The organism is Mycobacterium sp. 4D054 (assembly GCF_052245755.1).
Lineage (GTDB): Bacteria > Actinomycetota > Actinomycetes > Mycobacteriales > Mycobacteriaceae > Mycobacterium.
The window spans coordinates 28,091-53,186 of the sequence record NZ_JBQQCF010000021.1 but is presented as its reverse complement, the minus strand read 5'-3'; the positions used below and the strand labels follow the sequence as shown (position 1 = coordinate 53,186).

20 protein-coding genes are annotated in these 25,096 nt (G+C 68.6%); 17 read left to right on the top strand and 3 right to left on the bottom strand.

All coding sequences use genetic code 11. The annotated features are described in order from the left end of the window. The first annotated feature begins 163 nt into the window (after positions 1 to 163). The 5 genes from ACTWP6_RS16585 (at position 164) to ACTWP6_RS16565 (ending at position 7,297) form a co-directional block, all read left to right on the top strand. Positions 164 to 865, top strand: coding sequence for a GntR family transcriptional regulator (locus ACTWP6_RS16585; RefSeq protein WP_260756040.1), 702 nt, complete (start codon positions 164 to 166; stop codon positions 863 to 865). A 199-nt stretch (positions 866 to 1,064) separates the two neighbouring features. Then, positions 1,065 to 1,502, top strand: a complete 438-nt coding sequence (gene arr, locus ACTWP6_RS16580) for an NAD(+)--rifampin ADP-ribosyltransferase (RefSeq protein WP_396884763.1) — start codon at positions 1,065 to 1,067, stop codon at positions 1,500 to 1,502. Positions 1,503 to 1,542: 40 nt separating this feature from the next. Further along, a complete protein-coding gene (locus ACTWP6_RS16575) occupies positions 1,543 to 2,988 on the top strand; it encodes a serine hydrolase domain-containing protein (RefSeq protein ID WP_260756042.1) in 1,446 nt (481 codons plus the stop codon). A 126-nt stretch (positions 2,989 to 3,114) separates the two neighbouring features. Further along, positions 3,115 to 5,148, top strand: a complete 2,034-nt coding sequence (locus tag ACTWP6_RS16570) for a toprim domain-containing protein (RefSeq protein ID WP_260756043.1) — start codon at positions 3,115 to 3,117, stop codon at positions 5,146 to 5,148. Between the two features lie 10 nt (positions 5,149 to 5,158). Further along, complete coding sequence (locus ACTWP6_RS16565) at positions 5,159 to 7,297, top strand: DNA gyrase subunit A (RefSeq protein ID WP_260756044.1); 2,139 nt, start codon at positions 5,159 to 5,161, stop codon at positions 7,295 to 7,297. 45 nt (positions 7,298 to 7,342) lie between these two features. Here ACTWP6_RS16565 and ACTWP6_RS16560 read toward each other — a convergent pair whose 3' ends face one another. Further along, the gene (locus tag ACTWP6_RS16560; protein WP_260756045.1) at positions 7,343 to 9,871 is read right to left on the bottom strand and encodes an excinuclease ABC subunit UvrA; all 2,529 of its coding nucleotides are present in this window, start codon (positions 9,869 to 9,871) and stop codon (positions 7,343 to 7,345) included. A gap of 168 nt (positions 9,872 to 10,039) precedes the next feature. Between ACTWP6_RS16560 and ACTWP6_RS16555 the strand changes: the two genes are divergently transcribed. Together ACTWP6_RS16555 and ACTWP6_RS16550 are read left to right on the top strand one after the other, a co-directional pair. After that, positions 10,040 to 11,230, top strand: a complete 1,191-nt coding sequence (locus ACTWP6_RS16555; protein ID WP_260756046.1) for a lycopene cyclase family protein — start codon at positions 10,040 to 10,042, stop codon at positions 11,228 to 11,230. A 77-nt stretch (positions 11,231 to 11,307) separates the two neighbouring features. Next, the gene (locus tag ACTWP6_RS16550) at positions 11,308 to 12,240 is read left to right on the top strand and encodes a serine hydrolase (RefSeq protein ID WP_443188271.1); all 933 of its coding nucleotides are present in this window, start codon (positions 11,308 to 11,310) and stop codon (positions 12,238 to 12,240) included. 122 nt (positions 12,241 to 12,362) lie between these two features. Here ACTWP6_RS16550 and ACTWP6_RS16545 read toward each other — a convergent pair whose 3' ends face one another. Next, a complete protein-coding gene (locus ACTWP6_RS16545) occupies positions 12,363 to 12,962 on the bottom strand; it encodes a TetR family transcriptional regulator (RefSeq protein WP_443188270.1) in 600 nt (199 codons plus the stop codon). 110 nt (positions 12,963 to 13,072) lie between these two features. Between ACTWP6_RS16545 and ACTWP6_RS16540 the strand changes: the two genes are divergently transcribed. From ACTWP6_RS16540 to ACTWP6_RS16510, 7 genes are all read left to right on the top strand, one after another. Continuing rightward, positions 13,073 to 13,903, top strand: coding sequence for a mycofactocin-coupled SDR family oxidoreductase (locus ACTWP6_RS16540; protein ID WP_260756049.1), 831 nt, complete (start codon positions 13,073 to 13,075; stop codon positions 13,901 to 13,903). A 6-nt stretch (positions 13,904 to 13,909) separates the two neighbouring features. Further along, a complete protein-coding gene (locus tag ACTWP6_RS16535) occupies positions 13,910 to 14,728 on the top strand; it encodes a mycofactocin-coupled SDR family oxidoreductase (RefSeq protein WP_260756050.1) in 819 nt (272 codons plus the stop codon). Positions 14,729 to 14,753: 25 nt separating this feature from the next. Beyond that, positions 14,754 to 15,557, top strand: coding sequence for a carboxymuconolactone decarboxylase family protein (locus ACTWP6_RS16530; protein ID WP_260756051.1), 804 nt, complete (start codon positions 14,754 to 14,756; stop codon positions 15,555 to 15,557). A 14-nt stretch (positions 15,558 to 15,571) separates the two neighbouring features. Then, a complete protein-coding gene (locus tag ACTWP6_RS16525; RefSeq protein ID WP_260757874.1) occupies positions 15,572 to 17,029 on the top strand; it encodes an aldehyde dehydrogenase family protein in 1,458 nt (485 codons plus the stop codon). A 94-nt stretch (positions 17,030 to 17,123) separates the two neighbouring features. Beyond that, positions 17,124 to 18,131 carry a 1-phosphofructokinase family hexose kinase gene (locus ACTWP6_RS16520; RefSeq protein ID WP_260756052.1) on the top strand — a complete coding sequence of 336 codons (1,008 nt, stop codon included), beginning with the start codon at positions 17,124 to 17,126 and terminating at the stop codon, positions 18,129 to 18,131. A gap of 25 nt (positions 18,132 to 18,156) precedes the next feature. Next, positions 18,157 to 18,942, top strand: a complete 786-nt coding sequence (surE, locus tag ACTWP6_RS16515) for a 5'/3'-nucleotidase SurE (protein WP_443188269.1) — start codon at positions 18,157 to 18,159, stop codon at positions 18,940 to 18,942. 69 nt (positions 18,943 to 19,011) lie between these two features. Continuing rightward, on the top strand, positions 19,012 to 19,821 hold the full coding sequence (locus ACTWP6_RS16510) for a DUF1906 domain-containing protein (RefSeq protein ID WP_443188268.1): 810 nt from the start codon (positions 19,012 to 19,014) through the stop codon (positions 19,819 to 19,821). 20 nt (positions 19,822 to 19,841) lie between these two features. On the opposite strand, the gene ACTWP6_RS16505 is transcribed toward ACTWP6_RS16510, so the two are convergent. Further along, positions 19,842 to 20,954, bottom strand: a complete 1,113-nt coding sequence (locus ACTWP6_RS16505) for a coiled-coil domain-containing protein (protein ID WP_443188293.1) — start codon at positions 20,952 to 20,954, stop codon at positions 19,842 to 19,844. Between the two features lie 283 nt (positions 20,955 to 21,237). Between ACTWP6_RS16505 and ACTWP6_RS16500 the strand changes: the two genes are divergently transcribed. Genes ACTWP6_RS16500 through ACTWP6_RS16490 form a run of 3 tightly spaced genes read left to right on the top strand, consistent with a single transcriptional unit; the run spans position 21,238 to position 25,089 of the window. Further along, positions 21,238 to 21,510 carry a hypothetical protein gene (locus ACTWP6_RS16500; protein WP_443188267.1) on the top strand — a complete coding sequence of 91 codons (273 nt, stop codon included), beginning with the start codon at positions 21,238 to 21,240 and terminating at the stop codon, positions 21,508 to 21,510. A gap of 52 nt (positions 21,511 to 21,562) precedes the next feature. After that, positions 21,563 to 23,167 (top strand): S53 family peptidase, encoded by a 1,605-nt coding sequence (locus ACTWP6_RS16495; protein ID WP_443188266.1) that lies wholly within the window; start codon positions 21,563 to 21,565, stop codon positions 23,165 to 23,167. Continuing rightward, entirely contained in the window at positions 23,167 to 25,089 is a 1,923-nt protein-coding gene (locus ACTWP6_RS16490; protein ID WP_443188265.1) for a zinc ribbon domain-containing protein, read from the top strand. The genes ACTWP6_RS16495 and ACTWP6_RS16490 overlap by 1 nt, the downstream gene beginning before the upstream one ends. Positions 25,090 to 25,096 lie beyond the last annotated feature (7 nt).

The window sequence follows — 25,096 nt, the reverse complement described above, 5'->3', positions numbered from 1 at the left end:
GGCCGTTCGGCGGCGAGGTGTGGTGCCCCACCATCCAAGTTTTTGGAGATTATCTATAATCGGTAATCTGTGCAAGGGTGTCTGAGAGAAGTTCGCGGTCCCGCGCGCTCACTGGATGCCTAGGATGAAATGCGCGCAGGCACGGCGCAGAGGGAGAAACCGCATGACTCACGCCGAGGGACTGGGTGCCACCGCTCCAGCCCCACTGGCCGCGTCGCGCCGACACCAGATTGCGGATTGGCTGCGGGAGCAGATCGTCAAAGGTCTCATCGCACCGGGAGCGCAACTCAAACAGGACGTCCTGGCCGCGCATCTGCGCACCAGCCCGGGGCCGGTCCGGGAGGCCCTGCGTCAACTCGAGAGCGAGGGACTGGTTCAGCACATCCCCAATCGCGGAGCCTTCGTCACCTCGGTGAGCTCCGACGAACTGCTCGGGGTTCTGTTGCCGGTACGGTTGGCCATCGAATCCTTCGCTGTCGGAACAGCCGGCGCGGATCCCACCACACTTGACGAGTTACGGCACCTCGTGGAACAGATGAACGTCGCCGCCCAAGCAGGTGATCTGGATCAGCTCAATGAGCTCGACGTGACGTTCCACGAATCAATCGTTCGCAGCGCGCATTCCGACCACGCACTGCAACTGTGGGCCAGCGTGCAACCCCGGATCAGAATGCAGATCCACCGCTTGGCCCGTCGGCACTCGACTCCCTTCGCAATCGCCGAAGAGCACCGGGTACTTCTCAACTCGATCGAGCATGACGAACCCGAACAACTTCGCTGTACGCTGGAAGACCACATCGTGACCAGCGCGCGTCGGCTTCTGGCGCTCGAAACCGGTTCTGCGTCAGTGATTTCCGAAACGTAGTGCCGCGCGGCTACCGCCGATCGGGTAACGGGTCACGAGTCCGACCTGACCGAGAAGATCGTCGTCGTGTCGTGAATCTTGCAGTGCGCTCGCGCGGCGATGCCGTTCCCAGTCTCACTATAGGGCCGGGGTGGGGGCTTGCGGCAAGGCCCCGTACCTCGGGCACAATCGCCGGGCCACAGGAACGCAGGGGGTTTGTATGTCGGAGATGACCGGTACGCCAGAACGATTCGTGGTTCACGAGTCAGGCGCCTACCTGCACGGCACGAAAGCCGACCTTGATGTGGGCGACCTGCTGATGCCGGGCCAGCCGTCCAACTTCGACGCGGGCCGGGTCTCGAACCACATCTACATCACCAGGACTTTGGATGCGGCGGTGTGGGCGGCCGAGCTGGCTGTCGGGGAGGGCCGCGGCCGCGTGTACATGGTCGAACCGCTCGGGGCCGTCGAGGACGACCCGAATGTGACGGACAAGAAGTTCCCGGGGAACCCGACCCACTCCTACCGCAGCCGCCAGCCGGTGAGGATCGTCGGTGAGCTCACCGACTGGGTGGGACATCCGCCCGAGCAGCTTGAGGCGTTTCGGGCCGGGCTGGAGGAGTTGCGCCGCAAAGGGCTCGACGTCATCTACGACTGAAACCGTGCCGGAGGCAGCAGGCGCGGCTACCGTCGGCCTGGTGACGCAGTCACGACCGCGACGTGCCCGGCTCTTCGCCGTCGGGGCCGTCGCGCTGATCATGGTGTCTGCGGCGTGCGGGCATCCGCTGCCCCCTACGCCGTCCACCGGCACCCCGACAGCACCGATACCGTCCGCCCCGGTGGCCGCGTCACCCGCACCCGCGGTCCCCGAGGTGACGCCGACCGGTGATTTCTCCGCCGTCTCCCGGCTCGTCGCGGAGGCGATCGCGGCGCATCGACTACCCGGCGCCGTGGTGCAGGTCGGGCACGCCGGCAAGATCGTCTTCCGGCAGGCGTTCGGCGCCCGCAAGCTCGCCGGTGAACCCGGTCTGGACGGGAAACCCTCCCCCTCCGAACCCATGACCGAGGACACCCTCTTCGACCTGGCGTCGCTGACCAAGAGCGTCGCGACCACCACTGCCGTCATGCAGCTTTATGAGCAGGGCAAGATCCGTATCGATGAACCGGTGCAGACATACCTGCCGGACTTCAACCCGGCCGGCGATCCGCGCCGCGCACAGGTGACGCTGCGCATGCTGCTCACCCACACCTCGGGCATCGCGGGTGATCTCAGTCTGGACGGCCCGTGGGGACTGGACAAGCCCGACAAAGCCCAGGGAATCCGCCGCGCGCTCGCCGCGTGGGTGGTGTTCGATCCCGGCGAGCGCTTCCACTACTCCGACATCAACTTCATCATCCTGGGCGCGCTGCTGGAGAAAATCAGCGGCGAACCCGAGGATGTCTACGTCCACGACCACGTGTTCGCCCCACTCGGGATGTCGGACTCCCGCTATCTGCCCGTCGCCAAAGCATGTGGGCCACGTCGGATCCGGGGTACGGCGATCGCACCGGATCCGCACGGACCGGAGCCGGGCCGTTGTCCGGCGGGCACGTGGAGCACCGAGCTGCTGGCGCGCGTCGCGCCGACCGCCCGGGACGAGGACGCGCCGGCCCTGAACCCCGACCACTGCCACCCGCTTCGCGGGACCGTGCACGACCCCACGGCCCGCCGCATGGGCGGGGTGTCCGGAAGCGCCGGGGTGTTCTCCACCGTGCACGATCTGGGCCGGTTCGCGCAGGCTCTGCTCGACCGGCTCGCCCACCGCCCCAGCGCTTTTCCGCTGCGGCAGCCGAGCGCCGAGGCGATGACGACGCCGCAGCAGCCCGGACACGATCCCGCTCAGATCGAGGCGGGACAGGATCTGCGCGGTCTCGGCTGGGACATCGACACCGCGCACTCCAGGCCCCGAGGGTCGGTCTTCCCTGTCGGTAGCTTCGGCCACACCGGCTTCACCGGGGTGTCACTGTGGATGGACCCGCGGTCGGACACCTACGTGATCGTGCTGGCGAATGTGATCCATCAGCGCGGCGGTCCACCGATCGCGCCGCTGAGCGGCGCGGTGGCCACCGAAGCGGCCCGTGCGCTGCATCTTTACGGCAGCTAGCCGGCCGGCGCACTGTGGCGGAGATTACCTCGTGCTCCGCACAACGGCTCGGATGCGGGGAAATGTCGGTCCGGCCGTCTACCATTCCTGCGGCACCCCGCCCAGCCTCGACGGAAAGCAACAGCAGTGAGTTACACCGCCGCCGACATCACCGAGCTCGACGATGTCCAGCACACACGCCTGCGGCCGGCGGTCAACCTCGGTCTCGACGTCCTGAACACCGCCTTGCGCGAGCTGATCGACAACGCGGTCGAAGAGGTGGCCGATCCGGGTCACGGCGGATCATGCGTGACCATCACCCTGCACGCCGACGGCTCGGTCAGCGTCGCCGACGACGGCCGCGGACTGCCCGTCGACACGGACCCGACGACCGGCAAGAACGGCATCGTCAAGACCCTCGGCACCGCCCGGGCGGGCGGCAAGTTCTCCGCGCACACCGACGCGGCCAGCACGGGCGCCGGCCTGAACGGCATCGGCGCCGCCGCCGCGGTCTTCATCTCCGCCCGCACCGACGTGACCGTCCGCCGGGGCGGCAAGACCTACCTGCAGAGCTTCGGCCGCGGCTACCCCGGCGTGTTCGAGGGCAAGGACTTCGATCCGGACGCCCCGTTCACCCGCGCCGACACGCAGAAACTGCGCGGTACCGGTAACCGCAAGCCCGACGCGCACGGCACCACGGTGCGCATCCTGTTCGATCCGGCCGTCGTACCGGATTCCACCGTCGACATCGGCGAGGTGCTGCTCCGCGCCCACGCCGCGGCGCGCATGTCCCGCGGTGTGCACCTGGTCGTCGTCGACGAAGGCTGGCCCGGCGACGAGGTGCCGCCGGCGCTGCTCGAACCGTTCAGCGGGCCCTGGGGTACCGACACACTGCTCGATCTCATGTGCACCGCCGCCGGCACGCCCGCACCGGAGGTACGGGCGGAGGTGGAAGGCCGCGGCGAGTACACCACCGGGCGCGGGCCGACCCCGTTCCGCTGGTCACTGACCGCCGGCCCGGCCGAACCCGCGACGGTCGCCGCGTTCTGCAACACGGTGCGAACCCCCGGCGGCGGATCACACCTGACCGCCGCGGTGAAGGGCCTCTCCGAGGCCCTGGCCGACCGCGCCTCCCGGATCCGCGACCTGGGCCTCGCCAAGGGCGAGGACGGCCCGGAACCGCAGGACTTCGCCGCGGTCACCGCGCTGGCCGTCGACACCCGCGCACCGGACGTGGCGTGGGACTCCCAGGCCAAGACGGCGGTGTCCTCGCGGTCGCTGAATCTGGCGATGGCCCCCGATGTGGCCCGCAGCGTGACCATCTGGGCGGCCAACCCCGCGAACGCCGACGCGGTGTCACTGTGGACGAAGCTGGCGCTGGAATCGGCCAGGGCACGGCGCAGCGCCGAAGGGGCCAAGGCCCGGTCCCGCGCGGCGTCGAAAGCCAAGGGCCTGGGAACCAACCTGTCGTTGCCGCCGAAGTTGCTGCCCAGCAGGGAAACCGGGCGCGGATCCGGTGCCGAGCTGTTTCTCTGCGAGGGTGATTCGGCGCTGGGCACTATCAAGGCCGCGCGCGACGCCACGTTCCAGGCCGCATTCCCGCTGAAAGGCAAGCCTCCCAACGTCTACGGGTTCGCCCTGAGCAAGGCGCGGGCCAAAGACGAGTTCGATTCGATCGAACGCATCCTGGGCTGCGGGGTGCGCGACAACTGCGACCCGGAACTGTGCCGCTACGACCGGATCTTGTTCGCCTCCGACGCCGACCCCGACGGCGGCAACATCAACTCGAGCCTGATCTCGATGTTTCTGGACTTCTACCGCCCGCTCGTCGAGGCGGGGATGGTGTACGTGACGCTGCCGCCGCTGTTCGTGGTCAAGGACGGGCAGCAGCGCATCTACTGCCAGGACGAGTCCGAGCGCGACGCCGCGGTGGCGCAGCTGAAGGCCACCTCCAAACGCAAGGTCGAGGTGCAGCGCAACAAGGGCCTCGGCGAGATGGACGCCGACGACTTCTGGAACACCGTGCTGGATCCGCAGCGGCGCACCGTGATCCGGGTGCATCCCGACGACGGCGAGAAGAAGCTGCACCACACGTTGTTCGGCGGACCGCCCGAGGGCCGGCGCACGTGGATGGCCGATGTCGCCGCCCGCGTCGACACCGCCTCGCTGGACCTGACGTAGGGGAATCACCGTGACCGCCACCCTGGACGTTCCCGAACAGAACCCGGACCTGGTCCTCGACCAGAGCGCCGACGAGTACTGGAACCACTACCAGCTGACCTTCGCGCTCTACAGCGTCAGCGACCGCGCCATTCCGTCGGCGTTCGACGGCCTCAAGCCCGGCCAGCGGCGCCTGCTCTACCAGATGCACGAATCGCGACTGCTGCCCGGAAACAAGCCGCAGAAGTCGTCGAAGGTGTGCTCGGCGGTCACCGGCAACCTGCACCCGCACGGTGGCGCGTCGATGTACGGCGCCGCCGCACTGATGGCCGCCGACTTCCAGCGTGTGAAAGTCATTGACGGACAAGGCGCTTTCCCCCGCATACAGGGCGACATCCCGGCGGCCGACCGCTACACCGAGATGCGGTTGTCACCGCCCGGTGCGGCGCTGACCGCCGAACTCGACAGCCACGCGGTGCCGATGGTGCCGACGTTCGACGGCGAGTGGACCGAGCCCACCGTGCTCCCGGCCCAGTGGCCGGTGCTGCTGTGCAACGGCGCCGTCGGCATCGCCGAGGGATGGGCCACCAAGGTGCCCGCCCACAATCCCCGGGAGATCATGGCCGCGTGCCGGGCGCTGCTGAAGACGCCGAACATGACCGACGACCGGCTGGTCAAACTCATCCCGGGCCCCGACTGGGGGTGCGGGGCCTCCGTGGTCGGTACGGCCGGGCTGCGGGAATACATCACCACCGGCCGCGGCCAGTTCACGGTGCGCGGCACCGTGTCGGTCGACGGCAAGAACTGCATCATCACCGAGCTGCCTCCGGGTGTCGCGAGTAACACCGTGCAGGAACGGATCCGGGCGCTGGTGGAGTCCGGCGAGATGTCCGGGGTGGCGGACATGTCGGACCTGACCGACCGACGCAACGGGCTGCGCATCGTGGTCACCGCCAAACGCGGCCACAGTGCCGAGCAGATCCGCGACCAGCTGCTCGCGCTGACCCCGCTGGAGTCGACCTTCGCCGCCAGCCTGGTCGCGCTCGACGAGAACCGGGTGCCGCGCTGGTGGTCGGTGCGCGAGCTGATCGCCGCGTTCCTGTCGCTGCGGGATTCGGTGGTGCTGCACCGCAGCGAATACCGGCTGGAGAAGGTCACCGCCCGGCGCCACCTGGTGGCCGGTCTGATGACCATCCACCTCGACATCGACGCCGCGGTCGCGGTCATCCGCGGTTCCGACACCGTCGACGAGGCCCGTCAGGGCCTGCAGGAGCGGTTCGGAATCGACGCGGTGCAGGCCGATTACGTTCTGGCGCTTCAACTTCGCCGACTCACCAAGCTCGACGTCATCGAACTGCGGGCCGAGGCGGAGAAGCTGGACGCCGAGTTCGCCGAGCTCACCGAGTTGGTGGCCAACCCCGACGCGCGCCGCAAGGTGATCGATCAGGAGCTCGTCGAGACCGCGAAGCTGTTCAAGGGCCCCGAGTTCGATCGCCGCACGGTCCTCGACTACGACGCCACCCCGGTGTCCTCCGGTTCGAACGAGGACGGGCCGCGTGAGCGCAAGGTCAACACTGCCTGGCGCCTGGACGATCGCGGGGTGTTCTCCGACAGCCACGGCGAGTTGCTCACCGGCGGCCTCGGCTGGGCGGTGTGGACCGACGGCCGGATCAAGTTCACCACCGGCGGTGGCTTGCCGTACAAGATCCGCGATATCCCGGTCGCGCCGGACATCACCGGGCTGCTGCGGTCGGGGGTGCTTCCGTCCGGCTACCACCTGGCGCTCGTGACGCGACGCGGCAAGATCCTGCGCATCGACCCCGCCGCGGTGAACCCGCAGGGCGTGGCGGGCAACGGCGTGGCCGGCGTCAAGCTGTCCGGCGACGGGGACGAGGTGATCGCCGCGCTGCCGGTGTCGTGCGGCAACGGCGAGGCGATCCTGTCCGTGGCCGAAAAGAGTTGGAAGGTCACTGAAGTCGCCGACATTCCGGTCAAGGGCCGCGGCGGCGCCGGCGTCGGTTTCCATCCGTTCGTCAAGGGTGAGGACGCCGTGCTGGCGGCATCGATCTCGGCGACCGGGTACGTGCGCGGCAAGAAAGCCGTGCGCGCGGAGAACCGCGCCAAGGCGGCGATCAAGGGCTCGGGCGTGGAGGTGACCCCGGCGGGGTGACGGCGGGCAGGTCCGTGATGCACTCCGGCGGAGGTGCACATCGTGTCAACCCGAGCGCAGCTGTGCGGCGAGGTACGGCGCGGTGCGGCTTCGCTTGTGAGCCGCGACCACAGCCGGGGGCCCGGCTACCACCACGGTGCCGCCCTCGTCGCCGCCGCCAGGCCCGAGGTCGATGACGTGATCCGCCCCCGCCACCACCGACATGTCGTGCTCGGCCACCACCACGGTGTTGCCGGCATCGACGAGCCGGTGCAGCTGATTCTCCAGCAGTTCGACATCGGCCGGGTGCAGCCCCGTGGTGGGTTCGTCGAGCACGTAGAGTGTGTGACCGCGCTTGGCGCGCTGCAATTCCGTGGCCAGCTTGATGCGTTGCGCCTCGCCGCCGGACAGTTCGGTCGCGGGCTGCCCCAGCCGCAGGTAGCCAAGGCCCACATCCCGTAGCGTCGTCAAACTCCTTGCCGCGCTGGGTAGATCGCTCAGGAAGTCGGCCGCCTCGTCGACGGTGAGGGCCAGCACGTCGGCGATGGTGCGGCCGCGGTAGGTGACCTCGAGGGTCTCGTCCGAGTAACGGGCGCCGTGACACGAGGGACAGGTGGCATAGGTGCCCGGCAGGAACAACAGTTCGACCGCCACGAAACCCTCACCCTGACAGGTGGGGCAGCGGCCCTCGGCGACGTTGAACGAGAAGCGGCCTGCGCTCCAGCCTCGCCGACGGGCTTCGTCGGTGCCGGCGAACGCCTTACGGACTGCGTCGAAAAGCCCGGTGTAGGTCGCCAGGTTCGACCGCGGAGTGCGTCCGATCGGCCGCTGGTCCACGGTAACCAGACGGTCGATCAATTCGGCGCCCTCGACGGTCACCCCCACACTGGAGTCGGCGTCGATGTCCAGCAGTTCGGCCTCACCGTCGGCGCCGACGTCGTCGGGTTCGACGGAGTTTCCCAACTGCCTTGCCATCACATCGCCGAGCACCTTGCAGACCAGCGTCGACTTGCCTGATCCTGACACCCCCGTGACGGCAACGAACACCCCCAAGGGAATCTCGACGTCGACGTCATGCAGGTTGTGGAAAGTGATGCCGCGCAACCGCATAACGCCAGACGGCGTGCGTGCGGATCGCTGGGCGGGCGGTCCGCCGGCGAACAGGAAACGACGGGTGACCGACGACTCGACGTCCGCGAGGCCGGCCACCGGCCCGCTGTAGAGCACGTCGCCGCCCCACTCACCGGCGCCGGGGCCCACATCGACGATCCAGTCGGCGCGGCGCACCACATCCATGTCGTGCTCGACCACGAACAACGAATTCCCGGCGCGCCGGAGCCTGTCCAACACGTTGAGCAGCGGTTCGGCGTCGGCCGGATGAAGACCGGCCGACGGCTCGTCGAGCACGTAGAGGACGCCGAACAGCCCGGCCCGCAGCTGGGTGGCCAGCCGCAGACGCTGCAGTTCGCCGGGCGACACCGTCGGTGTGCGGCGGTTCAGGCTCAGGTAGCCGAGCCCCAAGTCGACCAGCACGGCGATCCGGGCCACCAGATCGGAAGCGATCATGGTTGCCACTTCGGTGAATTCACCCGACTCGGTGGATTCGTAGGCCGCGGCAAATCCCGTCCTGATCGCCGCCGGCGTCAGAACTTCAGTGAGCGCCGTCAGTGGTAGGGCCGACAGCTCGGCGATGTTGCGGCCGGCGAATGTCACCGCCAGCGCTTCGGGTCGCAGCCCGGTGCCGCCGCAGACAGGGCAATCGGTGCTGTGCACGAACTGCAACACCCGGCGCCGCATCGCCGCGCTCTGCGAGTTGGCCAGCGTGTGGCGAACGTGGCGTTCGGCGCTGGAGAAGGTGCCGTTGTAGTAGTAGTCCGCGGTGACCGGATTCTGGCTCGGATCGATCTCAACGGTCGGTTGGTCCTCGGTGAAGAGAATCCACTCCCGTTGCCGTTTGGGAAGTTTGCGCCACGGTTTGTCGATGTCGTAGCCGAGCGTGATGAGGATGTCCCGGAGATTCTGCCCCTGCCAGGCTCCGGGCCAGGCCGCCACCGCGCCTTCGCGGATGGTCAGCGACGGGTCGGGCACCAGCGTCTGCTCGGTCACCTCGTGGATGCGTCCCAGACCGTGGCATTTCGGGCACGCGCCGATCGTGGTGTTCGGGGAGAACGCGTCGGAATCCAGGCGCTCCGTGGCCCCGGGCGGATAGGTGCCGGCGCGGGAGAACAACATGCGCAGCAGGTTCGACAGCGTGGTCACGGTACCGACGGTCGACCGCGACGTCGCACTGCCGCGGCGCTGCTGCAGCGCGACCGCCGGCGGCAGCCCGGTGATGTCATCGACCTTCGGGGCGTCCTGCGGCAGCAGCAACCGGCGCGCATATGGCGCCACCGACTCGAAATAGCGGCGCTGGGCCTCGGCGTAGATGGTGCCGAACGCCAGGGACGACTTCCCGGATCCCGACACCCCGGTGAATACGACGAAGGAATCGCGGGGGGCGGCGACATCCACCGACTTGAGGTTGTGCACACGGGACGCGTAGACCCGAAGGTACGGGTCCGGCTGGTGTGCCTCTGGTCGGGTACCGCCGTCCATCTGCACCATTGTGGACGACGCGGCGGCCGGTGCGCCGTACGAGCAGCTCAGAACCCGCTGGGACCGCGCCGGCTGCGATGTCAGGAGGTGAGCGCTCCCGGTCACCGGAAACCGACCACGGCGGACTCGGCGCCCAGTCGATCAGCCGACTAGCGGCAGTATGGAGCGATGGATGTCTTGGTGGTCGGGGCCGGACCCGCCGGGTTGGCGCTGGCCGGGGCCTGTGCCCGGCTCGGACTGGCCACCGGGGTGCTCGACCCGGCGCCGGACCGGCCGTGGCTGGCGACGTACGGGCTGTGGAGTCGGGAACTCCCCGCCGACCTGCCCGAATCCGTGGTCGCGGCCCGATCGGCCGGCCGGGCGATCGCGCTGACGGAGCACACGCTGGGGTGGGAGTACGCCGTACTCGACGTACCGGCGCTGCGTGCGCACCTGACCGACCAGTTGACCGGCGTGCGAGTCCATCGCGGCCGCGCCGTGGGATCCCCGCAGCCGGGGGTGGTCGCCCTGGCGGACGGGACACAGCTGCGCGCCTCGGTCGTCGTGGACGCCACCGGCCGGTGGCGCCCGCTGGACCGCCCGTCGCCGGAACGCACCCCTGCCGAACAGACCGCGTATGGATTGATCGTCGGCGAAGATGCGGCCGCGCCATGGGTCGCCCCCGGCGATGCGCTGTTCATGGACTGGCGCGCCGATCACGGCGAAACCGGTTGGCCGACTTTCCTCTACGCCGTTCCGCTGGGTGGCGGCCGGGTGCTGCTGGAGGAGACATCACTGGCGCGTCGGCCCGGCCTGCCGCTGGCGACGCTGCGGCGAAGGCTCCACTCGCGGCTGGCGCGGCACGGCATTGCGGTCCCGGAAGACGCACGCAGCGAGAAGGTTTCGTTTCGAGTCGACCATCCCCGGCATCGCGGCCACGGCGTGCTCGGATTCGGAGCGGCCGCGCCCCTGATCCACCCGGCGACCGGATTCAGCGTGGCGGCCTCGTTGACGCTCGCCCCGCGGGTGGCCGGCGCTCTCGCGGCCGGCCTGCCCGACGGTCCGGACAAAGCGCTGGCTGCCGCCCAGGACATGGTCTGGCCGCTCGCGGCACGTGTGGTTCACCGCCTGCGGCGCATCGGTTTGGAAGCGCTGCTGCGGATGCCTCCGGGCGAGGTGCCCGGCTTCTTCGATCAGTTCTTCGCTCTGCCCGACACCGACCGCTGGACCTACCTGACTGCGCGCGACGATCTTCGCGGAAATCTCGTCACGCACGGTCGGCTCTTTCGGGTGTCGAGCGGCCGGTTGCGTCGTCGCCTCGTGCTGCCGGCCGTGCTGCCGCCACTGCGCACCAATGACACGGTGGGCTCGGCTCGATGACCGCCGGTCGCGCGGGTCGGTCGCGGGGTACAGCGTTGACCCGGCCCTCTGGTCGAAAACCCTCTCGAAGGAGACTCATGCGTCGGCGGCCGCTGCTGAATCGGGCGATCACGGGAACGGCGTTCGTCTGTGCCGCGCTGCTCGTCAGCGGTTGTGAGGCCCAGGTCTGGGGTACGCCCCCGGCCGCCGGGGACGCCCCGCAGGCGACCGTCGCCGCCCCGCAGGCCCCGCCTCCTGCACTGCCGCAAGCCCCTCCTGACCGGCCGGCCGAGTCATTCGCCGGGCTCGACGCACGGGTGCAGCAAGCCACCGCCGACGCTGCCGCGTCCGGGGCCGACATCGAGATCGCCGTATTGGACCGCAACACCGGCCAGGTCGTCTCCAACGGGGCCGACAAGCCCTTCCCGATCGCCTCGGTGGTCAAGCTGTTCATCGCCGACGACCTGCTGCTGCAGGCGTCGCAGAGCGAGACGCCGCTCTCCCCCGCCGACCGCAAGTCACTCGACGTCATGCTTCGCTCCTCCGATGACAGCGCCGCCCAGAACTTCTGGGACCGCGGCGGGCAGAACGCCGTGATCGCGCGCATCGTCGACCGGTACGGATTGACGGGCACCATGGCCCCCTACAACGGGCACTGGGATGTCACCCAAAGCACGGCAGGCGATCTCGTCCGCTACTACGACATGCTGCTGGACGGCACCGGAGGGCTACCGCCCGAACAGGCCGACGTCATCGTCGACAACCTCGCGAGATCCACTCCGACAGGAACCGACGGCTACCCGCAGCGCTTCGGCATCCCCGACGGGCTCAACGCCGAACCCGTTGCGGTCAAACAGGGTTGGTTCTGCTGCTGGAACGGCGGCAACCAGTTGCACGTATCCACCGGCGTGATCGGCCCCGACCGCCGCTACGTGATGGCGATCAGCTCGCTGGACCCGACCGATGAGGCCAGCGCCCGCGAGAACATCACCCAGGCAGTCAGGACGATGTTCCCCGGCGGCCGAATCTGACGCTACTCGATACCGTCACCGCGGCTTCGTCGGAAGGGCCTGAACGCACCGGCGCCGCAGTGCCGTTGTAGGCCAACGGGTTTGGCATCACACCATCGAGGGTCGCCGGCAGACTGCGATGGTCAGCTGGAGCCCTGGGCGTCGAGAGACGCCTCGTACGCCTTGGTCAGCCAGTACACGGTGCGATCGAGGGTCGGAAGAATATCGGTGATGGCGATCTCGCCGGCGGCGAATCTGCCGAGCAGCCCGTAGATGACATTCGACAGGATCGCATCCAGGCTGGCCACGAACTCGTCGTCCACACCGGCCAGCAGCTCCAGGCCGGCCGGGCCCACGATGTCCAGCCCACGCCGGAACAGTTTCAGCCCCCCCGGCGCCGACCGCACCCGGAAATACGCCGTGAGCATGCCGGGATGGCGCTCCCATGGCTCGAAGATGGTCCGCATCAGCCCCATCAGAGCGGCGTAGAGCGTGGTTCCCGGCTCCCGTGGCCGCGCTTGCACCCCTGAGTACCGGTGCTCGGCCAGCCAGACCTCGATGGCCGCGACGATCAGTTCGTCACGGGTGCCGTACCGCTTGTAGATGGTGGCCAGAGAAGTCCGAGCACGCCGGGCGACTTCACGAAGTTGCACCGCTTCATAGCCTTCGGTTTCGAGGATGTCCACCACGACGGCCACGATGCCGTCGTCGCCACCGCGCCCCCCGCTATCCGGGTCAGCCACCCGAACCCCCTTGCCGTGTCTGAGTAACTCAGTTACCGTACCTGGTGTAACCGTGTTACTCATTCCCGAGCGGTGTGCACGACGTGGCCCGCGGTACGAAACGAGGATCGATGGGCTCTCTGGACGGCAAGGTCGCGTTCATCACCGGTGTGGCGCGCGGACAGGGGCGCAGTCACGCGCTACGCCTGGCCGCCGACGGTGCCGACATTATCGGTATCGACATCTGCGCCGACATCGCCTCGAACGGCTACCCGATGGCTTCGCGCGAGGAACTGGACGAGACCGTCGCGCTGGTCGAGGCGCAGGGCGGCAAAATGCTCGGATCGGTAGCAGACGTCCGAGACTTCCACGCGGTGAGAACGGCCCTGGACGCCGGTGTCGAACACTTCGGTCGTCTCGACATCGTCTGTGCCAACGCCGGTATCGCCGCGATGGGCTTCCGCCAGTTGACCATCGAGGAAGAACTCGAGATGTGGACCGACGTGGTGGACGTGAACCTGGTCGGGGCGTTCCACACTGCCAGAGCCGCCATGCCGCACCTGATCGACGGTGGCCGGGGCGGCTGCATCGTCTTCACCAGCTCCACCGCCGGACTGAGGGGATTCGGCGGTATACAGGGGGGCGGCCTCGGCTACGCGGCCTCCAAGCACGGGATCGTCGGCCTGATGCGGACACTCGCGAACGCCCTTGCACCGCATAGTATTCGCGTCAACACCGTCCATCCGACCGCAGTCAACACGATGATGGCGAACAACCCCGCCATGACGGCGTTCCTGGAACATTATCCCGACGGTGGACCTCACCTGCAGAACCCGATGCCGGTCTCGCTGATCGAGCCCGAGGATGTCAGCGCCGCGATCTCCTACCTGGTCTCGGATGCCGGCAGGTACGTCACCGGCGTCACCTTCCCCGTCGACGCCGGCTTCTGCAACAAGCTGTAGGCGACGATGACCGAGACGACAACGACCGGCCGGGCCGCAGGCAAGCGCGTCCTCATCACCGGCGCCGCGAGGGGTATGGGCCGAAGCCACGCGGTCCGATTGGCCGAGGAAGGCGCCGACCTGATCCTCGTCGACATCTGCGCCTCGTTGCCCGCGGTCGAATACCCGTTGGCCACCCGCGAGGATCTCGACGAGACAGCGTCACTCGTGGCTGCATTGGGACGCCGAGCGGCCACCTACGTCGTCGACGTCCGTGACGAGTCGGCGCTGGCGGCCGCCGTCGCCGACGGTGTGTCGCAGTTGGGCGGGTTGGACGCCGCGGTCGCCAACGCCGGGGTGTTGACTGCCGGAACCTGGGACACCACTACCGCCGAGCACTGGCGCACCGTGGTCGACGTCAACCTCATCGGCGCCTGGAACACCTGCGCGGCGGCGCTGCCTCACCTAATCGAGCGCGGGGGAAGCCTGATCAACATCAGTTCGGCGGCGGGGGTGAAGGGCACTCCTCTGCACACCCCGTACACGGCGTCCAAGCACGCCGTCGTCGGGATGAGCCGCGCCCTGGCCAACGAACTCGCGGCGGTCAATGTCCGGGTCAACACCGTGCATCCGACCGGCGTCGCGACCGGCATGCGCCCCGATTCGCTGCATCACTTGCTCGCCGAAAAGCGACCCGACCTGGCACCGCTGTTCGGCAACGCGCTTCCGATCGTCATGGCCGAGGCCGTCGACATCAGCAATGCAGTGCTGTTCCTCATCTCCGATGAATCCCGGTACGTCACCGGGTTGGAGTTCAAGGTCGACGCCGGCGTCACGCTCCGATGAGCGGCACCCTGGGAAAGGACACCCTATGACCAGCGTCGAGACCGGCCGCTTGGAGCGTGGCAGAAGAGCTTTCGCCGAGGTGATGACGTTTCCGGCGCCCGACGACGCCTCCCCCGCGACGACCACCCTGCTCGACTTCGTCTACGCAGAGGTCTGGCAACGGCCGGCCCTGACCCGACGCAGCCGGCGGTTCGTCACACTGCCCTGCGTGGCCGCCGCCGACGCGGAGGGGGCGCTCCGCGATCACGTGTACGCAGCACTCAACAGCGGCGACGTATCGATCGTCGAGATGCGGGAAACCGTATTGCATTTCGCCGTCTATGGCGGCTGGCCGAAAGCCTCCCGGTTCAACATGGTGGTGGACGAACAGTGGGAGAGGATCAACCGCGAGCACGGCCGGAGCACCCCACCGGCAGAACCCCTGCTGCCCCTGCCCACCCCCAGTGATCCGGAGGCCCGGCTGAGAGTCGGCGAGCAGACCTTCAAGACCGTCAACTGTCTTCCGTATGCCCCCGGCCGCGACAATCCGTTCTCCGGTGCCGGCATCCTCAATTTCGTCTTCGGGGAGATGTGGTTGCGCCCGGGCCTCGGGATGCGGGAGCGCCGCTTGGTGACGGTGGCATGTGTGGCGTTTCAGGACGCGCCCTATCCGATTCTGAGCCACGTGTACGCGGCGCTGAAAAGTCGGGACCTTTCCTTCGATGAAATGGACGAACTTGCACTGCATTTCGCCGCCTACTACGGCTGGCCCAAAGCCAGCCATCTCAACCAGGTGATCGCCGAGCAGAAGCAGCGGGTGACCGAAGAATGGGCGGACGAAGCCTCGTGACAGACTCCGCGTCGATGCCACCCGGCGTGTTCGGTGACGTGGTGGGCCCGCTCATCGGCGGTGACCGGCTCACCACGACATCGGGCGCCCGGCACAGCCACATCTTCCCGGCGACCGGCTTGCCCAACGCCACGGTGGCGCTCGCGGGTGAGGCGGAAGTCGACACGGCGGTCGCCTCGGCCGCGGACGCTCAACGGCAGTGGCGGGAACTGCCTGTCGACCGCCGGCGCGACCTGATGATCGACCTGGCCGACGCGGTGCATGACGACCTCGAGCAGCTCGCCGAACTCAACGTGCACGACTACGCGGTACCGGTGTCCTTCGCCGGGACCGCCCTCATGCTGGAGCAGTTCCTCAGGCATTTCGCGGGTTACGCCGACAAACCCCACGGGTCGAGCACGCCGGTGAGCGGCTCGTCCGATCTCAACTTCGTGGAGCGGGAACCGTACGGCGTGGTGGCCGTTCTCGCACCGTGGAACGGGTCGCTGGCGGTGGCCGCCTCCTGCGTCGCGCCCGCCCTGGCCGCCGGAAACGCCGTGGTCTTCAAGCCCTCCGAACTGGCGCCGTTGGCGGCACGACGATTCGGTGAGCTGTGCGTCGAAGCCGGCCTGCCACTCGGTCTGGTCAACGTCATACCCGCCGCTGCCGAGGGCGGAAGCGCACTCGTTCGGCACCAGGACATCGGCAAGATCTGCTTCACCGGCGGAGGCGAGACCGCCCGACGGGTTATCCGGGACGCCGCCACGCATCTCACCCCTGTCGTCGCGGAATTGGGCGGCAAGTCAGCCGGCATCGTCTTCGACGACGCCGATCTCGAGCTCGCGGTGGCGCTGTCCGTGCACCAGGGGCTACTGATGCAGTCGGGTCAAAGCTGCGCGTGCGCCAGCCGCATCCTGGTTCATCAATCGGTCTACGACGCCTTCATCGAGAAGTTCCTCGCCGCGGTCGCCGTCGCCAAGATCGGTGACCCCTTCGACCCCACGGTCTCTTTCGGACCGGTGATCAGCGAGTCCTCAGCCGATCGCATCCTGTCCGTCATCGCCGCCGCCACGGAAGCAGGATCCGGTGAACTACTCACTGGCGGAACACGACTCGGCGGCGCTCTGGCCTCCGGCTACTACATCGAGCCGACGGTGTTCGGTGCCGTGGACAACACCTCGGATCTGGCGCAGATTGAAACCTTCGGCCCGGTGTCGTCGGTCATGCGCTTTGCGGAGGAGTCTGACGCGGTGCGCATCGCGAACGACACCCGGTACGGACTCAACGCGTTCGTCCACACCAATGACCTCAACCGCGCACATCGCGTGGCACGGCAACTGGAAGCCGGTTCGGTCTGGGTCAACCAGAACAGCCGAATCTCGCCGCAGGGGCCTTACGGCGGATACAAACAGAGCGGCTTCGGCCGAACCGGCGGCGCCGCCGGCCTGCACGAGTTCCAGCAAGTCAAGAACATCCGGATAGGTATGCGCTAGCGGCTGCCGCTCCGGTCAGGCACGGCTCGCCGGGCATCGAATGACCGGTGCTCCCCGGGTGGGCTTCCCGGTGCGGGTGGGTACACCCAAGCCCATGGCAGACCCCACGGAAGAGCAGGAACCTCGCGGCGACCAGTCAGATGATCGCCATCCCGTCGTCATCTTCGCTCCGCTCCCCGTTCTCACGGTGACGGTCGAGGACCGTTCGGGCGAAGCCGACATCCACGTCCATGCCGGAGGACAGGGTGTCTGGCAGTCGCGCATGATGTCGTCGCTCGGTGTGCCGGTCGTGTTGTGTTCGGCGCTCGGCGGGGAGACGGGTGATGTCCTCGGGCACTTGCTGCCCATCTGCGACGTCACCCTGCGCGTGGTGCCGGTCAGCGCACGAAACGGCTCGTACGTACATGACCGTCGCTCGGGCAAGCGCGAAGTCGTCGCGGAGGCCTCGGGCACTCCGCTGGACCGCCACGAACTCGACTCGCTCTACGAGCTCACTCTCACCGAGGGACTCACCCACGGCCGGGTCCTGCTGTCCGGGCCGCAGGAGAAGGACGTGGTGCCCGCCGACCTCTACCGGCGACTGTCCACCGATCTGGGCGCCAACGGCTGCAAGGTGGCCGCAGACCTCTCCGGCGACCGGCTCGAAGCGGTGCTCGCCGGCAAGCCGGACCTGATCAAGGTCAGCCACGAAGAGCTCCTCGACGACGGGCGGGCGAAGTCCGACGACGCGCAGGATCTGGTCGCGGCCATGCACTCCATGCGAGACGAGGGTGCGGGCACGATCGTGGTGTCGCGGGCGGGTTCAGCGCCGGCCCTCGCCCTGCTCGACGACCGGGAGTCCGGCCGCGGCGGAACGCGCGGCGGTGACGTCGTCGAGATCTGCATGCCGGCGTTGGAGCCGGCGGATTCGGCGGGCGCCGGGGACTCCATGACCGCGGGCATCGTCGCCGCGCTGGCGAGCGGTCGCCCGCTGCCCCGGGCGTTGCAGATCGGCGCGGCCTGCGGAGCGCTCAACGTGGTGCGGCACGGGCTGGGTACCGGCGGTGCCCGGGCCGTCGAGACACTCGCCGAACGGGTGGAGCTGCGCCCATGGACGAAGTGACCGTCCCGATTCAGGAGGTTGGCTCGTGCCCCTCGCACTCGTGACCAACGACGACGGGATCGACTCCGCAGGCTTGCACGCCCTGACGTTCGCAGCGCTGGACGCCGGGTTGGACGTCATCGTGGCCGCGCCGGCCGAGCAGGCCAGCGGCGCGAGCGCCGCGCTCAGCGCCGTCCGCCGCGACGGTCGCACGGTCGTTGAGCCCCGGGAATTGCCCGGCCTCGACGTGCAGGCGTGGGCGGTGCATGCCCAACCGGGACACATCGTCGCCGCCGCCCTGAACGGCTGGTTCGATCCGCGTCCGGATCTCGTGCTGTCCGGAATCAACCACGGCGCCAACGTCGGCCGGGCCGTCTTGCACTCCGGCACCGTCGGCGCGGCACTCACCGCCAAGATCAGCGACACCCGCGCCCTGGCGGTCTCGCTGGACGTCGCCTTGAATCCCACCGGCGAGCGGCACTGGAGAACGGCGGCCGGACTGCTCGCACCGGTGCTGGATTTGCTGTTCGACACACCCGAGGGCACCGTGCTGTCCCTCAACGTCCCCGATCGGCCCGCGGCGGAGGTGGGTCCGATCCGCCACGCGCGGCTGGCCCGGGGCGGGGCGGTGCAGACCCGGGTCGAGGAGGTGCGCGACGGCGGCGTGCGCTTGAGTGAGGTGGAGGTGTCCGACGAGCCGGAAGAGGGCACCGACAGCGCACTGCTCGACGCCGGGCACCCGACACTGACCGAGCTGCGGTCGGTCGAGGCGGATGAGGGCGGGATCGTCGCCACATGGTTGGCGGCACAGCCCGGTCAAGATCGCGGATAGCGGTCGGCCGATCACCGGCCCGCGGCGTGGCAACACAGTTCACAGCTGTCACATTGTTAACCTCCCCCGGTGCGTGAGACGCCGGGAACCAGCAGCGGACAGCGCCCGCGTCCGGTGACCCGCCGCGACGCGCTGCGCTACGCCGCCGCAGCGTCCGCGTTGGCCGGGCTCGGTGCCGCGTCGGCAGCCGCCGGCATGCATGCCGCGTCGGCCGCCGCTCCGACCCTGATCGACTACGCGATGCGCCAGATCCCGGCCCAAGACATCCGGGCCGCCGGCCACGCCGGGGTCATCAACTACGTGTCCACGTCCCGGCCCGGCTCCAACTTCGGCGCCAAGCCGATCACCCTGCCCTACGCCAAGTCTCTGACCGCCGCCGGTCTGGTCATCGTCAGCAACTACCAGTACGGAAAGCCGGGTGGGACAGCCCCTTCGGATTTCACGCGGGGATACGCCGGCGGCGTCGCCGACGCACGCACCGCCTGGCAGCTGCACACCGCGGCAGGCGGCGGGCGGAGCGCGCCGATCTACTTCAGCGTCGACGATGACATAGACCGCCATGCGTGGGACACCCTCGCACTGCCGTGGTTCCGCGGGATCAACTCGGTGCTCGGCGTGCAGCGCACCGGCGTGTACGGCGGGATCAACACCTGCCAGTGGGCCGCATCCGACGGTGTCATCGGGCGGTCAGGCACGCCGGGTCGCGTGTGGGCGTGGCAGACCCGGTCCTGGTCGCGCGGTCAGATATACCCCGCCGCGGTTCTCTATCAGCGGATCATCGACACCGCCTCGAATCCCGGCCCGGTAGTCGGCGGCATCCGCGTCGATGTCAACGACGTGCTGGCCCAGGACTGCGGCCAGTGGAATCTTCATCCGTAGCAAAGCGTCTCGCTCGTCGCTCAGCGGCGTGGTGTCGTCGTGACGTGCACGTGGTCGTAATGCCCGTAACCGGATCCCCGCGGACCGCCCGGCGTGTAGTACGTGCCGCGCCAGATCACGTCCTGTAACCCGAAGCGTGCCGCGTTGGCCATCATGAAGGCGAGGATCTCGTTTCCGAGCGCGATGCCCTCGGGGCTGTCGTGGTTGGGAATCATGATGTCGATCGCCAGTCCGCTCGGATGCCACGGCTTCGAGTCCGGCCGCACTCCGTCGATGTCGGCGATCTGGGGAAACCGTGCGCTGACGGCGCGGGCAGCCAGAATGGTGTTGGGCTGGAGCCCGGCCTCCGACGCGACACCGACCGGCAACGCTTCCGGGAGGTCCGGGACCGCCGCGGGCGGTGGAGCGACGTCGCCGGGGGGGACGCCGGGAATCGCGGCCAGCGGGGGGTCTGCCGGACCGGGCGCATTCGGGGCCGGAGGCAGCACTGCCGCGGCATTGTCGATCACCGCCTGCTGGCGCGGTGTCAGCGCCGCGTACTGCGCCTCCGCGGCGAGTATCTGACGTTGCAGGTCAGCCCACTTGGTTTCGAGGTCCGCGCGCACCGCAGCGGACTGCTCGGCCGCGGCGCGAGCTTCGGCGGCCGAGCGGTCCGAGGCCTGGGCAGCGGCGGCCGCGCGCTCACGTGCGGTCTTGAAGGCCGTCATCTGAGCGGCCATCTCGGCGGCCACCGCACGCTCCACCGCCAGCTCGTCGATGAGCTGCTGCGGGGAGGACGCGCCGAGCACGGCCGACACCTGGCCGGTGCGACCACCCATATAGGTCATCGCCGCGACCCGATTCACCGCGGCCTGATAGGGCGCCAGCTTCGCGTTCGCGGCGTCCAGCGCTTCCAGATCGCCGCGGTGCCGCTCTTCGGCCGCGGTCTGGTCCGCCTGTTTGGCGTCTGCGTCGTGTTGCGCCGCGGTGACCGCCTCGCGGCTCTGCACCGCCTGACGCGACAATTCGTTGAGCCGGGACAGCGCGTCTGACGCCGGGTCGGCCGCCACGGCGCCGATCGACACCGCAAGCGCCAGGACCGTCGCCGCGGCACCGTAGGCCGTCCGCCGAACCCAAAGGCGCGCCGCGGTGATTCGGATGATCACGATCCTTCTCTGCAGAGACCGGTACCGGTCCGGCTGTCGAGTCTTGGTGAGGGTACGAACTGGCACCGACGATGTCCACCCAGCTAACTTGCGCCCCGTCCCGCTGTCCGCAGCAGCCTCGGCCCTCACCGCCGCTGCCGGTGGGAATGCCGCGGGCCGGGTTTCGGTTACACGCCGAATCTCGACTTTCCTCCTAGGATGGACATGTCCCACAGGGTGGCGGATCGCGCTGGCCGGAGATACCACGCAGTCAACAACTAAAGGACCGAACATGGCATTGAATCGTCTGGGTCGTCGTATCTCGGCAGCGGTGGGCGGTGCTGCCGTTCTCGCGATGATCGGCCTCACCGCGTCGTGCGGCACGGAGAGCGAGGCCCCCGAAGAGCCGACCACCACGACCACGACCACCACGACCACCACGCCGCCGCCGCCGCTGACCCCCACCGAGAAGGCCCCCGACCCCGGCAACCCGAACATCTTCACTCCTCCGGTCAGGGCGCCGCAGCCGACGCTCAACCCGGGCCGCGACGACTACGGGAACTGAGCGAGCCGTGCCCGGACACTGTCCGGGCACGCGCTGAGTTCGGGTCCGAGTCATGACCACGGCGACCGTTCGATGGTTGGCCGCGTTGCTTCTCTTCGGAGCAGTGCTGGCGGCGCTTGACCTATCCGCCGCCGAGCGTCCCTCCGAGGACAGACTCATCGCGGGGCCTTACGCCTCTCTGCTCGGTGCGTCCACCGACCTCGGGCCGGCGCGCGAGCAGAGCATCGAGTTCACCGCCAGCCTCACCGACCCGTCTCGCCCCACCGGGCTGATCGAGTGGGCCCGGGACCGGTCACTGTCGGTGCGGTGGCGGCCAGGTGACGACTGGGTGATCGTCGAGGGCTCCCCCGATGCGGTCGGGCGGGCGTTCGATGTCTCGGTGCGTGACTACCGGGGTCGGACAGGGCGACTCTTCTATGCGTCACCGCATCAGCCGGCGGTGCCCGAGCACCTGCGCGGCGAGGTGTCGGAAATGGGCCGGATCCTCAGTTACCTCCCGCACCGCATGTCGCGACCCGACCACATCCCGCTCGATGTTCCCGATCGGGGCCTGGCTCCCGACGCCCTGCTGAACACCTACAACGCCGACGATCTGAACCGGGCCGGATTCACCGGTAAGGGCACCACCATCGTGGTCTTCGCCTTCGACGGGTTCCATCAGTCCGACCTCGACACGTTCGCCACCATGTTCGGCTTGCCGCAGTTCACGCCGGAAGTCGTCGGCGGATCCCCCGGCGAGCCGCGAGGCGAGCTGTCGATGGATCTTCAAGTGGCACATGCCATTGCACCCGACGCCCGCAAGGTCGTGGTGAACGCCCGCCCGACCGTCGAGGGCGACGGCGGATATCGCAAGATCGGCGAGATGCTCGAGGACACCGACCGCCGGTTCCCGGGGGCGGTGTGGAGCTTCTCGATCGGCTGGGGCTGCGACAAGCTCATCACCGCCGCCGACCTGGCCCCGGTGCGGTCGGCGCTGCGCATCGCCCAGTCGCACGGCACCACCGCGTTCAACGCCAGCGGTGACCTGGCCGGCATGGAATGCCGTGGCGGACAAGACTGGTCGTCACCGCCGAGCGAACAGGACATCGGCCTCGACTCGATCGCGTCGCTGCCCGAGATGACCAGTGTCGGAGGCACCACCCTGTCCACTGACGCGGACGGGACCTGGGTGTCCGAGCAGACCTGGTTCGACGTGCCGCTGTCCCAGGGCACCGGTGGCGGCGTCTCGGCGCTGTTCGACATGCCGCCCTGGCAGCGTGCGGCCGCGGGCGCGGTACCGGCCGACCGCCACAGCGGCAAGCGCATGACCCCGGACATCGCTGCCGTCGCCGACCCGTTCACCGGCGTGAGGATCGTGCTCAACGATCAGGTGCTCGTCGGCGGCGGCACCTCACAGTCCGCGCCGATCTGGGCCGGTTTGACCGCCGTCATGAATCAGTATCTGACCGAACACGACGGCTCCCTCATCGGTGACATCAACCCGCTGCTGTACCGCGTCGCCGAGGGCGCTCCACGCCCCGCCTACCGGGACATCACGTTGGGTGGCAACGCCGTCGACAACGCCGGTCCCGGTTACGACCTGGTCACCGGGCTCGGCACCCCGGATATCGACAACCTGGTGCGCAACCTCCAGATCGCCCAGAAGATACAGGCCTGATGAGCGCGCCTCCGGCAATGGTGGAGTGTCCGGTCTGCCAGATGGACGTTCCCGCAGGCGAATACTGCGGACTGTGCGGTGTGCCGCTGGCCGAACACCACAAAGGCGACGGTCCCCACTGGCTGCGTGCACGCGCGTTCAGTGCCGCCCCCGGACAGCGGCTGTTCACGCCGGCGCTGACCAGTTCGCTGTTCCCGCACCTGACACCGCGGTCGCGCACGGTGTTTCTGATGGGTCTCGGCCTGCTCGCCGCCGCACTCGCCGTCGCCACGCTTCTACGGATGCCTGCCGCACTCACCGCGATCGCCTCACTCGGTCTTCCGCTGCTGTTTGTCCTCTATCTCCGGGAATCCGATGTGTTCCGGGATCTTCCGCGCAGCCCACTGGTACTGACGGCGGTCCTGGGAGTCATCTTCGGCGTCGGGTGGGCATTGTTGACGGGCGCGGCGGTCGCCCGCGCCTATGGTGTCCCGCTCGGCGCGGGCATCGCCGGGACGCGAATCCTGCGCGACGGAATCGGGGTGCCGCTGGGCAGCATGCTGCTCATGCTGTTCCCGGCCCTGCTGACCCGCTGGTCGTGGCGCGGCCGCCGAGCAGCCTTGGACGGCTACGTGATCGGCGCGCTGGGCGCCCTGACGTTCACCGCCGCCGCCACCTTGACCCGGTTGGCGCCCCAGGTCACCACCGGAATGATCAACCGCGTGCGGCCGCTGGACGGGCTGCTCGTCGAGGCCGGGATCCGCGGCATCGCGATGCCGCTGACCGCCGCGGCCGTCGGCGGCCTCGTCGGCACCGCGCTCTGGTTCACCCGGCCACCGACCAAGGCCCACCAGCACCGAGGCTTCGTGCGCACGACCCTGATCCTGATCGCGGTCGTGGTGGTTGTCATCTATGCCCTGCTGGGGATGGCCGACGTGGCCCGACTTCCCCAATTGGCGCAACTGGCAGTGCATTTGATGCTGGCGGCGATGGCGTTGTTCGCACTGCGGATCGGATTGCATCTGGCGCTGCTGCACGAGGCGCACGACGAATCCGACGTCGACGAGCCCATTCTGTGCGTCGAGTGCAACCATGTGGTGCCCGATGCGCCGTTCTGCGCCCGGTGCGGTGCTGCGATGCAGGCGTGCTCACAGCGGTCACGCCGGGCCCGCCGCGAGCATCGTCCCATCCGGCTGGCCGAGGACCCGGCGGCCGGAGAAATCGTCGTCGGATTGTTGCCCGGTTATTCGATCCAGTCCGGCACCTTCACGGCGGACCGGCCGTCGACGTCGTCGTTCCGCACCGTGGCGCTGGCGCTCGGAGTCTCCGTCGTGGTGCTGGCCGGTGGATTGGTCGGGCTGTCGGGCCTTCTTTCGAAACCCGCGCCCAGGTATGTCTGTCCACCCGATTGCGGTAGTCCACCGACGAACCGGGCGGTAGAGATCAACCCGCGCTTCACCGCCGCGGACGGGGCGTTCTCGGTGTCGTATCCGTCCGAAGGATCCGCCTACCAGGTGACCACGCACACCGACGGGGTGACCGCGGTGCTGCAAGCCGGTGACGGAGGCACGATGCGGTTGTTCAGCCTTCCCGCTGGTGGGCGCAGCGCGCAGGAGATCGCCGTCGAGTTGGTGAACAAGACCTTTCCGGACACCACGACCGCCTACGAGATCCCGAACACGATGGTCGGCTATCACCGTGGATTCGGGTTCACCGCCGATTTCTGGCCCCAGGGTGCGATGAGCAGTTCGACCAGGATGCGCGTCATCGTGATGGTCGCGGTGAAGAACGATCTGGCGCTGATCGCGGGAGCGGTGGGTCCGTACCGCGCGTTCGGACCCGACTTCGGTTCCGGTAAACCCTCGGCGGCCAACCTCCAACTCGCGCTGGATATGGGCAAGTACGTCAACAGCTTCAGCTGGCGCGGCGACCCGTCCCGCTGAGTTCCCC

What these genes read in the sequence shown, in the direction of transcription:
- ACTWP6_RS16525 (WP_260757874.1), top strand. Translation starts at nt 15,572, where the DNA reads ATGCCACCCGGCGTGTTCGGTGACGTGGTGGGCCCGCTCATCGGCGGT.
- ACTWP6_RS16535 (WP_260756050.1), top strand. Translation starts at nt 13,910, where the DNA reads ATGACCGAGACGACAACGACCGGCCGGGCCGCAGGCAAGCGCGTCCTC.
- arr (WP_396884763.1), top strand. Translation starts at nt 1,065, where the DNA reads ATGTCGGAGATGACCGGTACGCCAGAACGATTCGTGGTTCACGAGTCA.
- ACTWP6_RS16495 (WP_443188266.1), top strand. Translation starts at nt 21,563, where the DNA reads ATGACCACGGCGACCGTTCGATGGTTGGCCGCGTTGCTTCTCTTCGGA.
- ACTWP6_RS16520 (WP_260756052.1), top strand. Translation starts at nt 17,124, where the DNA reads ATGGCAGACCCCACGGAAGAGCAGGAACCTCGCGGCGACCAGTCAGAT.
- ACTWP6_RS16500 (WP_443188267.1), top strand. Translation starts at nt 21,238, where the DNA reads ATGGCATTGAATCGTCTGGGTCGTCGTATCTCGGCAGCGGTGGGCGGT.
- ACTWP6_RS16540 (WP_260756049.1), top strand. Translation starts at nt 13,073, where the DNA reads ATGGGCTCTCTGGACGGCAAGGTCGCGTTCATCACCGGTGTGGCGCGC.
- ACTWP6_RS16555 (WP_260756046.1), top strand. Translation starts at nt 10,040, where the DNA reads ATGGATGTCTTGGTGGTCGGGGCCGGACCCGCCGGGTTGGCGCTGGCC.
- ACTWP6_RS16490 (WP_443188265.1), top strand. Translation starts at nt 23,167, where the DNA reads ATGAGCGCGCCTCCGGCAATGGTGGAGTGTCCGGTCTGCCAGATGGAC.
- ACTWP6_RS16560 (WP_260756045.1), bottom strand. Translation starts at nt 9,871, where the DNA reads ATGGACGGCGGTACCCGACCAGAGGCACACCAGCCGGACCCGTACCTT.
- ACTWP6_RS16585 (WP_260756040.1), top strand. Translation starts at nt 164, where the DNA reads ATGACTCACGCCGAGGGACTGGGTGCCACCGCTCCAGCCCCACTGGCC.
- ACTWP6_RS16550 (WP_443188271.1), top strand. Translation starts at nt 11,308, where the DNA reads ATGCGTCGGCGGCCGCTGCTGAATCGGGCGATCACGGGAACGGCGTTC.
- ACTWP6_RS16530 (WP_260756051.1), top strand. Translation starts at nt 14,754, where the DNA reads ATGACCAGCGTCGAGACCGGCCGCTTGGAGCGTGGCAGAAGAGCTTTC.